Consider the following 13,159-nt stretch of genomic DNA (forward strand, 5'->3'; position numbering starts at 1 on the left):
ATGCTGGCCTATCTCCTCCTCCTCGTGCCGCTGCCGCCGCTGGGCGGGTTCCTTCTTCTGGCGCTCGATCCCTACCGGCTGGATCGTCGCCCGGTGCTGGCTCTGTCGCTGGCCGCCGGGATCGCGCCGCTGGTCCTGTTCCTGCCGCTGGCCATTGCCTATTTCACGGGCGCTGTCGGCGACATGATCGCCCCGGCCTTCACGCTGAACTTCGGCCAGTACGAGGTGGCGCTTGCCATGCAGCTTGACCCGCTGAGCGCCATAGGCGCCAGCACCGTCACGGTCGTGGCCAGTTGCGTGATGATCTACGCCGCCGACTACATGTCGGGCGCGCGCGTGGCCGATCTGCGCCGCTTCTTCGCCCTGATGAACCTGTTCCAGGCGGGCATGTTGTCGATGGTGCTGGCCGCCGACAGTATCGTCTTCTTCCTCGGGTGGGAGTTGATGGGCCTCTGCTCCTTCTTCCTGATTTCCTACAACATGACCTCGCCGCGCGCCTTCGCCGCCGGGCAGAAGGCCTTCGTCATGACCCGCATCGCCGACGCGGCGCTCTTGGCGGGTCTGCTGCTGCTGTTCCTCGAAGCGACCTCGGTGCGCATGGACGAGTTGATCCCGGCGGGCCTTGCAGCCGAGGAAAGCCGCGCGGCCATCATCGCGGTGCTGCTGCTGGTGGGGGCGCTGGGCAAATCGGCGCAGTTGCCGTTCCAGACATGGCTGCCCACGGCGATGGCCGGGCCGACGCCGGTTTCGGCCCTGCTACACTCGGCCACGATGGTTGCGGCGGGCGCTGTCCTGCTTGCCCGCTTCGCACCGCTGATCGAGGCAACGCCGGGTGTGGCGGCCGCAACCGCCATCGCCGGTGTCGCCACCGCGCTGTTCGGGGCGCTTTGTGCGATCGCGCAGACCGATGTGAAGCGCCTGCTGGCCTATTCCTCGATCAGCCAGATCGGCTACATGCTGCTGGCCGTGGGGATGGGCGCACCGGGCGTCGCCATGGCGCATTTCGTCATCCATGCCTTCTTCAAGTCGCTGCTCTTCATGGCGGCGGGCGTCCTGTCCCATGCCGGGGGCGGATCGACCGCCATCGAGAAACTGCGCGGCACGGCCTATGTCGCCCCGATTTCCTTCGCGACCTACACGGTGGGCGCAGCGGCCCTGGCGGGTTTCCCGATCCTGTCCGCCGGCTGGTGGTCCAAGGAGGCCATCCTTGGCGCCGCGGTCGAGGCCGGCCCGTTCGGGCAGTTCCTGTGGCTGGTCGCGCTGGGCGGGGCCGCGTTGACCGGGGTCTATGCCTACCGCCCCGTGCTCTGCGCCTTGCGCAAACCGCTTCATGACGCGCCCAAGGGGCATGAAAGCTGGCTGGCTGTCGCGCCGCTGATCTTCCTTGCCATCATGTCGGTGCTGGGCGGCTATCTGGTCGAGCCGATCATCCATGAGATGGGCGGCCATGCCCCCCATGCCGGCCTGGGCATCGAGGTCATGGGCGCGCTGGCCGCCATCACTGGCCTGATCGGGTCGGTCGCCGTCACCTTCATCCCGTCCTGGAACGCCCGCATCAAGCGCGCGCGCCGCCTGCGGGCAGGGATGCAAATGGATGCGATCTACTACGCTTTCCTCGTGCGGCCCTATCGCCGGATCGTGCGCTTGCTGTCGGGCCGCGACGGGCGCCTCGGCAAGCATATCGGCGAAGGCCCCGAGGCGCAGGAGGGCGGCATGGGCGACCCGGTGGGGACCGCCACCGTGGTCTTCGGCCTGTGGCTGGCGCGGGTCGTGACCGCACCTTTCATGCCTGATCGTTTCGACACGGTCATCATGCGCGGCGCGCGCGAAGCGCAGCGTGCCGGACTTTGGACGCGGCGGCTGCAGAGCGGTCGGCTGCGTGATTATGCGCTGGGCTTCGCGTTGGGGCTGGGTGTTCTCGTAATTCTGGGATGGGGAATGACATGGGGTTGAGCTTACAAATTCTTCTGCCCTTCTTCGGGGGGCTGGCCGTGCTCTTCGCGCCTCGTTTCGGACGCGATTACGAACGCTACGGCACGATCGCGGTGATGGCGCTGACGCTTCTGGTGCTGATCTTCAGCGCGCTGAATGGTGACAGCGGGCGCTGGTTGCAGCTTGTGCAGGCCGACTGGGCGCCGTCCTTCGGCATTCAGGTTCTTCTGGCGATGGACGGGCTATCGGCGGCAATGCTGGCGATCTCGTCCATCCTCGGCATCGTCTGCGTCTTCATCTCGTGGGAGGTGACGCACCGATCGGCCATGTATCACGCCGTTATCTGCTGGACGGTGGCTGCGGCGAACGGGGTGTTCCTTGCCTTCGACCTGCTGGTCTTCGCCTTCTTCTGGGAGTTGATGATCATCCCGGCCTTCCTGCTCATCGGCCTGTGGGGGCATGGCAACCGTGAACATGCGGCGATGAAATTCCTGGTCTTCAACGCAGTGGCTGGCCTTGGCCTGTTGGCGGCCGTCTTCTGGATGGGGGCCACCGCGCCCGAGATCACTTTCGATGCCTTTGTGCTGTCCGAGGCCGGGTATTCCACGCCGGTGCAGGTGATCCTGCTTCTGGGCTTCGCGCTGGCCTTCATGGTCAAGCTGCCGGTGCCGCCCTTCCATGCCTGGTTGCCCGATGCCCATACGCAGGCCCCCACGGCGGGTTCGATCCTGCTGGCGGGTCTTCTGCTCAAGACCGGCGCCTACGGCCTGTTCCGCTTCCCGCCGCTCCTGTTCCCCGAGGGGCTGATGGCCGTTGCACCCTACGGCATGGCACTGGGCGCTTTCGGCGTGGTTTACGGCGCGATCCTTGCCTGTGGGCAGGTCGATGCAAAACGACTGATCGCCTACACCTCCATCGCGCATATGAGCATCGTCTTGATGGGTGTGTGTGGCGGGGTGCATTTCGCGCTGGCCGGCGCAGGGGTCGAGATGATCGCGCACGCGTTCTCGTCTTCGGCGCTATTCCTGCTGATCGGGGCCTTGCAGCACCGCACCGGCACCCGCGACCTGCGGGAATTGGGCGGCTTGCAGAAAACCGCACCGGCCTTCGCGACCTCCTTCGCGGTGTTCTTCGCCGCCGCGCTGGCCATGCCCGGCACCGCGAACTTCCTTGGCGAGGCGCTTGTGATCACCGGCATGTTCCAGGTCAACTGGGCCTTCGCCGCGATCGCGCTGGTCTCGCTGGTCGTGTCGGTCGTCTATGCCACGCGCCTGATCGGGGCCATCGTCTTCGGCAAGCCGAAATCCGAGACCGCCGTCTTCGAAGACCTCAAGCCCTACGAGCTTTGGCCGATCATCGCGCTGGGGGCCGGCACTATCGTCTTCGGCCTTTTCCCGCAGGTCCTGATCGGCTGGCTGCGCCCGGCCATTGACGCGGCGCTTCTGCCGCTGGGGGTGGGTGCGCCATGACGGACGGCTCCATCTGGTCGGTCGCACCGCTCGTCCTGCTGGGGCTTGCCGCGATCCTCGCCATGGTGTTGGCCCCGATCCAGCCGACGCCACGGGTACGCATCGCCGCGGCCCTGCCGATGGCGCTGGCCGTCATCATCCTGCTTGCCCGCCTCGGCGCACCCGAGGCCCCGGTCAGCATGTTGCTGGCCGATGACGGCATGGCGCGGCTCGGGTCCGCCCTGGCGGCCGCCGCCGGCCTCGGCATCCTCAGCTTTACCCGGACCATCTGCACCGGGCGCGAGGGGCCTGCACTGGTCGCGATCGCGGCTGCGGGCGGGGTTGCGCTGGCCTCGGCCAATCACGGCGCGACGCTGTTTCTGGGGTTGGAACTGACGACCTTGCCCATGGTGGCACTGGCCCTGATGCCGCGGACCGAAGCGGCGGTCGAGGCCGGATACAAGCTCTTCCTGATCGCGGGGGTGGGGGCCGGGGCGCTGCTGATGGGGCTCGTCTTCGGCTTTGGCGCGTCGGGCAGCCTGCGGCTCGATGCGTGGTCGGTTGACGGCCCGGTCGCGGCAATCGGACTTGCCTTCGTGCTGGTGGGGCTGTCGGTGAAATTCGCGCTCGTGCCCTTTCACATGTGGTCGCCCGACCTTTTCGCGGGCGCTCCGGCCCCGGTGGGGGCCATCGCGGGGTCGATCTCCAAGGTCGCCGTCGCCATTGCAGCCTTGCGGATCGGCCTGAGCCTGCCCGCGCCGGAAATCTGGACGCTTGGCCTTCTGCTGGCGGGCGGTGCCGCCGTGATCCTTGGCAATCTGGCGGCGCTGCGGCAGGACAACCTGCTGCGGATGTTGGGATATTCCTCCATCGCGCATTCCGGGTACATCGCGCTGGTCCTGTCGGTGGGGGGCGAGTTGATGGGCGAGACCGTGCTGGTCTATGTCGCCAGCTACGCGCCCGCCATCGTCGCGGCCTTCGCCGTTGCCGGGTTGATGGGCACCGGAACGCGGCTGGAGGATCTGCGCGGCCTCGCCTGGTCGCGGCCGCTGGCCGGGGTGGCCTTGGGCGTGGCGCTTTTGTCCATGGCAGGCTTGCCGCCGGCGGTGGGGTTTGTCGCCAAGATCTACCTATTCTCGACCCTCGCGGGTGAAGCCGCCTGGGGGCCGCTTGTCATCGCGGCCATCGGCTCGGCTCTTGGCTTTGCCTACTACCTGCGGTTCGCTGTGCGCATTTTCACCGCGCCAAGGCAGCCTGCGCCGCGCGCAACCCTGAACCGGGCCGATGCGGTGGCCATGGCGGCATCGATCGCGCTGCTCATCACGCTTGGCCTGTATCCCGAACCGCTGACTAGCCTGGTCGCCGCGTCACTGCCCTAGAACGCAGGTCTTGGCAGGGCACGCGATCGGGCGCAGGGTGCCGGGGTGCGACCCGACCAAAAGGCCGATGCGATGACCCATGGAGCCCCGCGCGCCGAGCGCCTGACCACCGATCTCGCCCGGATGGTGGCGATCCCGTCGGTCAATCCGTTCGCGGCGTCCCCCGGGCCGGGGCACCGTGAAGAGGAGATGGCACAAGACCTCTTGGCGCAACTCGATGCGCTTTGGCTGGAGACAGGACGCCGCGACGTGGCCCCCGGCCGCCCGAATGTCTGGGGTCGTCTGCGCGGCACGGGGCAAGGGCCCACGATCCTGCTGGCCGCGCATCTCGACACGGTCGGGACGGAGGGATACCCCGACGCCCACGCGCCGCGGATCGCCGACGGTCGCGTCACCGGGCGTGGGGCCTGCGACATGAAAGCGGCCATCGCGTGCTACCTCGAACTCGTCCGCCTGTTGCAGGAGGGCGAAAGGCACCTGCCGGGGGACCTTCTGATCGCGGGGCTGTGCGACGAAGAAGACCAGATGATCGGCTCCCGCGATTGGGGCAGGCATGGTCCTGCTGCCGATTTCGCCATCGTCGGTGAACCCACTGGCCTTGCCATCTGTCCCGCCCACAAGGGGCAGTTGTGCACCGTCATCCGGACCGAGGGCGTGGCCACCCATTCCTCGCGCCCTGAACTGGGGGTGAACGCGGTCGAACATATGGCGCAGGTGATCGTGGCCTTCGCGGGCCTCAATGCCGCGCTTCGGACCGATGACCCGGCCCATCCGCTTTGCGGCCATGGGCGGTTTTCCATGAACGTGATCCGCGGCGGAACCATCGCCTCGGCCATTCCCGCGACCTGCGCGTTGGAGGTCGATCGGCGGTTCCTGCCCGGCGAACGCCCCGAGGCGATCCTGGCCGAGTACGAGGCCCGCCTTTACGCGCTGTCGGCCCGTGTGCCCGACCTGCGGGCGACCGTCTCCGCGCCCACCTTGTTGGCCGACGCGCTCGATACGCCCGAGGACTCCCCCTTGGTGCAGGCCCTTGTCCGTGCGACGGCGACGGTGACGGGAAGCCCTGCCCGGGTGGAGGCCTTTCCCGGTGCGACCGATGCGCCGAACCTCGGCTGCCCGGCCGTCATCTGCGGCCCCGGCCATCTGGAACAAGCGCATAGCTGCGACGAGTGGGTCGCGGTGGAGCAGATGGAGAAGGCCACGCAAATCTACCTCGCGGCCATTCTCGACCTCATGGGCCAGTCCTGACGGCGCGCGCCGGTCGAGGCCGAAGCAGACACGCCCTCGGGCCCTTTGCTCGACGAAAGCCGGGTAGATGCGCTTGCCGCCGACCTTGGCCAGCCCGTGGCGGAGCGCCTCCTGTCGCGGTTCCTTGCAGAGGGAGATGAGGCCGTCCACGCCCTGACTGAGGCCGACAAGACGCTCCTGAATCTGTCGGAACTGGCCGAGACGGCGCACAAGCTGGCCGGCATCGCCGCGACCTTCGGTGCCCTCGCCTTGCATGAGGCGCTCGCACGGATCGACCATCGGGCAAAATCGGAGTAACCCGATATGGTCCCCTATTGGCCGCGCCCGGGTAAACCTGAACAGAAACGCGCGAAGCCTGTGCAAGGCGTTTTGCTTCATAGGGCTCGCACTGGGGCACGTTCTCGGGCCCGGGACACCCTCGTCCAGATGGACTCCAAAACCGACCATGCACGGACAGCCAACGCTGACCACGCAGCCGGGCGGATCAGAGCCGATCCTGTAGAAGTTTCCAGAAGGCGATGTATTGTAGCGCCAACACACCAGGCAAGGCATGGGGCCTCAGGTTACAAGTCCAAGGCGAGGGGACGTATTGACTGCAAACTTACTACTCGAATTCATCGGTCCGAGCGGTGTCGGCAAGACGACCTTCATCGACACCTTCCTGGCACACCGCCCGGAAACCTGGACCCACCGCAATGCCATAGACCTTTCGAAGCCATATCAGTCCACGCTGATCCACGAGTACTTCTTGCAGGGCAAGCTGCAACGGGTGCTACGAGAGTCCAACGACATGCTGAAACGTGTGACCCGCGTGCGATATTTCGGCCGGGTTCTCACCATCGACGTGGCCGCGATGAATGCCTTGCCGACCCCTGCCGTCCTCGAAGAGGGTGTTTTCCAACATTTTGGCGTGGAATTTCAGAAGATTGCAAAACATTACCCGGCGGACTTCAAAAGCTTCATGGCGCCTCGTGCCTTCGTCAACCTGACCGGCGATCCGCAACGCATCCTCGACCAATCCAAGCAGCGCGGTGAAACCCGGTGGGCAATGGGGGACACTACGGATGGCTCGAATGACAAAAAGCTGATCAAGCAGATCGAGGATAGCCTCGCGTTCCGGCAACGGCAGGCCAAAGAGCTTGAAGCCTACGGTCGCCCCGTTCTGACACTCGATGCCGAGATGCCGGACGAGGAAAAGCTGGCGATACTGGACGAGTTCATTCAGGAGCTGCAGTGAAACCCGGTTGGTCGGTGCGGTCTGGGGGTGCCATTACGATCATCGCATAGCGATACGCCTTCGTCTTAAAGATGCGGAGTGTCATTGCCCCGAGCCGAGGCGCGCGCGTCAGAGCGCGAGTAATATGTTCTCCGCCAAAGTTGCTGCGATGAGTTTACAAAGTAGAGCAGAAGGAGACGGGTTTTGCAGATACGGTGTTCGGTGCTGAAATCCGGGACGCCAGCGGCCTCTCTGATTTCAAGGGTGCAAAACACCGCACGGGTGAGAGCAACTGTGCAGCACATGGGCCGGTAGGGTCGCAGGGTGGATTAAGTGCGCCCTGCCGTATTCAGGATGCGCACGGGATGTTCCATAAATCACATCTGCTCTTGCAGAACTATGCAACTACAAATTTTCCATGGAAATGTGGCAGCCCGTGACCTGGAGGGAAGTCAGATCGCAGGTTACTGGGCATCGGGAATGTGACACCATGGCGGCGTGGTGCGGCAACCTCAAGGAACGGTTGCCCGCCCCAGTAAGGTAGCAAAGCGTCAGCACCATTCTGGCCTTGCGCTGGGAGACGTAGCTGGCTGGTGGGCGGCGCTTGTCGAACGGGAGGGAGTGGCTGCGAAGGCGCTGCAATTGCTGACCTTGACCGCTGCACGCTCTGGCGAGGTGTGGGGCATGACATGGAGCAAAATCCAATCAAGCAATGATGAGAAAGGGGTATGGACCGTTCTCGGATCTCGGATGAAGGCAGGCCGCGACAATCGCGTGCCTCTCTGACTACCGAGGCAGTGACTTTTTTGACCGCTCTCGGCCTCCAGCGCCTTCAATCGCTTCGCATCCCCAACATCCATACCGCCAGCCTTGCGGCGCCAGTTTCAGAAGGTTGCATCGCTGATCCCGTGCTTGCGACACAGGTCTGGCGCGCTCATGCCCGCCTGATGTTCTTTCAGAGTGCCAATGATCTGCGCTTCGCGGAAACGGCTTTTCTTCATCGGCTGCCGCCTCGTTGTGAGAACAGGCCAACCTCAAACCGAGGACATTTCATCGAAGCAGATCAGGCTAATCGCGAACGTAGGGTCATAAGTTGCCGGGATAGACCATGTTGCGTGCACGCACCACTTTTGCAGCAACGAAGGAATTCGTTTTTCTCAATAGTTTGAGTTCACTATCCTCTGGCGCGCGAACAGGGGGACACGAAACCATGACAACATACACAGGGACGGCGGGCGACGACCTGATCGCGCCGACAGTGGCGCTTGGCCTTGGTGACGTTTTCGAGGGCCTTGGCGGCATCGACACGTTGGATTTCAGTGGCGAAACCATCGACTTGATTATCGATCTTGCCGATGGGGAGCTAAACGATTGGTACGGTACCGTCGACGGCACAATCAGCGGGTTTGAAGTAATCTACGGGGGCAGCGGGCGGGACTACTTCGACAACGGCGCTGGCGCGCAAACGATTTACGGCGGCGACAATGTCGACACGTTCTATTTTGCGGATTTCGCACCCGTCTCGGGCGACTATTTCGATGGTGGAACAGGCGACGATGTCATCAACCTGATCGGGGCGCCCGTGAATGTCGGTTTCTACGTCGACCTCTACAGCGGTGTGTTCACAACGGGCGGCTCCGGCGCAACGATAGTCAGCATCGAAGATGTTATCGGCGGCGCCGGCAACGATACGATAATCGGCAACATTGCCCAGAACTACCTTTCCGGGGGGGGCGGAGACGACATCGTAGTGATGTCCTATTCCGGGCTTGTTGGCGGAGAGAGCTATGATGGCGGCTCGGGGATCGACACCTTTGATTTCAGTTTCCAGACAACCGCGCATTTCATCACGTTTAGTCCGTATCGTGGCGCGATCAATGTGACCGCTGGTGGCTCTAACTCGTATTTTTCAGGATTCGAGGTGGTGATCGCTGGGTCGGGCGACGACGTCTTCGCGCTCGAGGGGTTCACTCGCGAAACGATCTATGGCGGGGAAGGACGAGATTTCTTCGGCGTGCCCGACAATGACGGGTTTGGCCCCAAGGACAATTGGTATTTCGCAGACGTCATCGACGGTGGCAGCGGGCTGGATGAACTGGTCTACGCCAACTCGACCGTCGCCCATTCGTACAACCTCGAAACCGGCGTTGTCTCAAGCGCCATTGGCGGCATTGGCAGCGGTACGATCACCTCGGTAGAGATTATCCGAGCCGGCGGCGGCGACGACACATTGATCGGCGGCGCCGTGTCCGAAGGACTGTTCGGCGGTGAAGGGAATGACCGGCTGTCGCTTGGATCGACCGCCTTGGTCGCGGGCGAAGTGTTGGATGGCGGGCTGGGCGACGACTGGCTGGATTTTTCGCTGCAAAGCGCCGATTTCTATTACAACGGCGATACGCTTACCACCTCGACTGGCGACGCCGCCGTATTCGGCATCGAGAATGTCGTGGGCGGGTCCGGAAACGATACGTTCGAGGTAGCCAAGGCGACAGCTGAAAGGATTTTCGGCGGCGACGGCGATGACCTGTTTCGCATAGCGACGACAACTCAATTCAACGGCGATACCTATCATGGGCGGCAATTCGTGCCCACTGATGACCCGTCGGGTGGGACAGATACCCTCGACCTATCTGCCTTAAGCGACGCGCTACTGATTTCCGAAAGTTCGGTCACAACAGCGACCGGCGCCACCATGACGTTTTATGCCATGGACGTGATCTTGTCGGGCAGCGGCAATGATACGTTGGAGAATTATTCCGACCCTGTCTTTCCCGCCACCCTGAATGGCGGCGACGGCAACGACCTTTTCCTGATGCAAACCCAATTGGTGGACGGCGCCCATTATGATGGCGGCGCGTCGGGTATCGACACGCTCCAGATGTTCGGTCCGCTTACCATCGACCTTGCCGGGGGCACCGTCGCGCAGAACGGTCAAACCGCGACCATTGCCAATTTCGACTGGATCAGCGGCAGTGCCGGGGAAGACAGCATCACCGGCACGGGCAGCGAAACGCTGGTAGGAAATGACGGCGACGACTGGCTGTCCAACGCCGTCAGCCTCGATGGCGGATTGGGCAATGACACGTTGATGGAGGCGTCGGGCATCGTCGACAGCATCACCGGCGGTGATGGCAATGACCTTGTGCGGCTGGGCGACTCGATCGACGGGGGTGAACTGATCTCCGGCGGCGACGGGATCGACACGCTGGATGCCTCGGCCACGTCGCTGACCTTCGGCTTCAACAATTCCCAGATTACGATGCAGGAAGGTCCGCCAAACTGGACCGTGCGCATTGCCGATGTCTCGGGCTTCGAGGTCATCCTCGGCGGCAGCAACAATGATTTTTTCTATGGCGACGCCTCTCTGCGGCAAACGCTCGACGGTGGCACCGGGAATGATTTCCTCGTCATCGCCGACCGCGACAACCTGCTGCAAGGCGCCGCAATCGTCGATGGGCGGACCCTGCGCGACGCCTATATCGGCGGCGCGGGCTACGATACCTTCGACTTGTTCAACCTGACTGATGACCTGGTGCTGGATGGCCTGCTGGGCCGCGTCAGCCTTTCCAGCGCGATGTCGAGCTTCGCGCTTTTTTCCGGGATGGAAGTGATCCGCGGTGGAGCCGGTGATGATACACTCATCCTTGGCGGCGACGTCCTCCAGATGGAGGGTTCGGCCGGCAGCGACCATTTCGTGACCGGCCCTGTCCAGATTCTCGGCGGCATGAGCTTCGTGGCCGAGTTCGTCGCCAACCCGGCCGAGATCGACGTTCTGGACATGAGCGGGTCGAGTTTCAACACAGCCTTTACCGGTGGCAATACCCTGAACCAGGGGGCGGGCGATGCCTCGGCCACCGGGTTCGAGGTGATGACATTCGGCAACGGCAACGACACGATCGAGATCGTGGCGGGGGGGACGGCCACGATCGACGCAGGCGGCGGCACCAACCTCTTCCGCCTGACCGGCACCGACAGCGCAATCTTCGACGGGCACAGCTATGCGGCCAGTTTCGGCAATGCCACGCTGGACGCCAGCAGCATTACCGACAATCTCGAGGTCGACCTTGTCGGGGGCACCCTGACTGGCGACACGACCCTCGCGCCCGTGGCCAGCATTGCCGATTTCATCGCCGCCACCACCGGCGACGGAAACGACACGTTCATCGCTGGCAACACACCTACATTCCTGAATGGTGGCGAAGGATCGAACACCTTCTTCTTCGGCGACGCCCTCAATGGTGGCCGGCTTGGTAGCGCCACTTCGGGTGACGGCGACGACCTCTTCAAGTTCGGCGCGGCCAGTGACCAATTTGCGCTGCTCAACGGGCAGATTCACGCCGGGCTGGGTATCGACACGCTGGACATGAGCGACGTCTCGACGCGGCAAGTGATCAATCTGGGCAGCGGCACCCCCGGCACGTCAGGCATCACCGGGATTGATGTCGTCCTGACCGGGGCGGGCAACGACCAGATCACAGGCACCGCAGGGCTGTCGGAAACGATCGATGCGGGAGACGGCGAGGACTACGTCAGGCTGGGTCTCGATACACTGGACGGCGGCGAAGAGTTCCGCGGCAATCTCGGTGACGACATCCTTGACTTCTCGCAGCAAACGACCGGCATCGCCTACGACCATGACACGGGTGCCATTTCGCAGGGAAATGTGGCGGCAACCTCCTCGGGTTTCGAAGAGGTGCGCGGCGGCGCGGGGGATGACACCTTCAGCGTCACTGCCGCCGTCGGTCAGACCCTGCGCGGCGGCGAGGGCAATGATACCTTCGTTCTGTCTGGCACGTTTATCCCAACCTTCAACAGCCGTTACGATGGAGGTGGCGGGATCGATACTCTGGACCTGACGGCATTTTCGTCAGGGGTTTCGGTCGTCCTGACCAATGTCAGCCTAAATGGCGTTCACGGCTTTGAAATCGTTCATTCCGGATCTGGCAATGACGTCCTAAGGGGCAGCGCTGCCAACGCGGAGACGATCTTTGGCGGTCTAGGTAATGACTCGATCGACATCGGGGTCCGCGAAATGACCGATGGCGATTCCTTCCACGGGGGGGATGGCATAGACACCCTGTCGTTCTGGGGCGAGACTGATGGATCTCTGATCGACGTCTTCGGCGGTACGGTCACGGATACCGTCGATGGCGATGTGGCGACCTTCAGCGGGTTCGAATGGATCGCTTCCGGGTATGGCAACGACAGTATCGTGCTCGGCGCGAATACGCTGGCGGTGACGATCAACGCCATCTACGGCAACGATACGCTAAATATCAGCGACTACGGCGTGATCGACGGCGCGTCCTTCCGACTGGGCGGCGTGCGTGGCGAACTCGACATGTCCGGCCTGACTGAGGACGTTAATCTCGACATGACCGGGGCACTAAATGGAACGCTGACATGGTCGCGGGATGCCGCCACCGCCTTTGTCTCCGGTGTACGTGTCGTGCGAAGCGGCAGCGGTGACGACACACTGACCGGCGCTTCCTTCAACAGGCCTGAGACTTTCTATGCCGGGGCTGGAAACGATCGCCTTGACGGGGGCGACGGCGCGGACATGCTCTTTGGCGAGCTTGGCGACGACACGATTTACGGCGGGGAAGGCGACGACACCATCCACGGTGGTCTTGGCAATGACAGTCTTGATGGCGGGTCAGGCGATGGCGACGTGCTGGATTATTCTGACGCGGTTGGCGGGGTGACTGTCGACCTTGCGAATGGTTCGGTCAGCGGGGCGGCGGGCAATGACACGGTCAGCGGGTTCGAAGCTGTGATCGGCTCCGACAATGCAGATGTCTTGATGGGCACAGCCGTGACCGACACGCTGGAGGGTGGCACCGGCTCTGACACGTTGAATGCGACGGGTGGCAATGGCAACCTGCTGCGTGGCGGGGCGGGCGACGATGTGCTGATCGGCGGCTGGGGGTCTGACA

General features: G+C 63.5%; 7 protein-coding genes and 1 pseudogene. 7 read left to right on the forward strand and 1 reads right to left on the reverse strand.

Going from position 1 to position 13,159, the window contains the following annotated elements; genetic code table 11:
• The 6 genes from KUV65_RS14400 (at nt 1) to KUV65_RS14425 (ending at nt 7,244) form a co-directional block, all read left to right on the forward strand.
• Complete coding sequence (locus KUV65_RS14400; protein WP_222191426.1) at nt 1–1,953, forward strand: NADH-quinone oxidoreductase subunit 5 family protein; 1,953 nt, start codon at nt 1–3, stop codon at nt 1,951–1,953.
• Complete coding sequence (locus tag KUV65_RS14405) at nt 1,944–3,401, forward strand: complex I subunit 4 family protein (protein WP_222191427.1); 1,458 nt, start codon at nt 1,944–1,946, stop codon at nt 3,399–3,401. Before KUV65_RS14400 ends, KUV65_RS14405 begins: the two co-directional genes overlap by 10 nt.
• Nucleotides 3,398–4,759 (forward strand): NADH-quinone oxidoreductase subunit N, encoded by a 1,362-nt coding sequence (locus KUV65_RS14410; protein ID WP_222191428.1) that lies wholly within the window; start codon nt 3,398–3,400, stop codon nt 4,757–4,759. Before KUV65_RS14405 ends, KUV65_RS14410 begins: the two co-directional genes overlap by 4 nt.
• A 72-nt stretch (nt 4,760–4,831) precedes the next feature.
• Complete coding sequence (locus KUV65_RS14415; RefSeq protein ID WP_222191429.1) at nt 4,832–6,007, forward strand: M20 family metallopeptidase; 1,176 nt, start codon at nt 4,832–4,834, stop codon at nt 6,005–6,007.
• 45 nt (nt 6,008–6,052) lie between these two features.
• Complete coding sequence (locus KUV65_RS14420; RefSeq protein ID WP_222191430.1) at nt 6,053–6,304, forward strand: Hpt domain-containing protein; 252 nt, start codon at nt 6,053–6,055, stop codon at nt 6,302–6,304.
• Between the two features lie 292 nt (nt 6,305–6,596).
• Nucleotides 6,597–7,244 (forward strand): hypothetical protein, encoded by a 648-nt coding sequence (locus KUV65_RS14425; RefSeq protein WP_222191431.1) that lies wholly within the window; start codon nt 6,597–6,599, stop codon nt 7,242–7,244.
• Between the two features lie 770 nt (nt 7,245–8,014).
• Here KUV65_RS14425 and KUV65_RS14430 read toward each other — a convergent pair.
• A pseudogene (locus KUV65_RS14430) lies at nt 8,015–8,224 on the reverse strand (transposase); the annotation flags it as partial.
• Between the two features lie 209 nt (nt 8,225–8,433).
• On the opposite strand from KUV65_RS14430, the gene KUV65_RS14435 reads away from it, so the two are divergent.
• Nucleotides 8,434–13,159, forward strand: a 4,726-nt coding sequence (locus KUV65_RS14435; RefSeq protein ID WP_374107079.1) for a beta strand repeat-containing protein, incomplete at its 3' end; no start/stop codon positions are given.

This window comes from Maritalea mobilis (genome assembly GCF_019800885.1).
GTDB classification, from domain to species: Bacteria; Pseudomonadota; Alphaproteobacteria; order Rhodobacterales; family Rhodobacteraceae; genus Roseibacterium; species Roseibacterium beibuensis.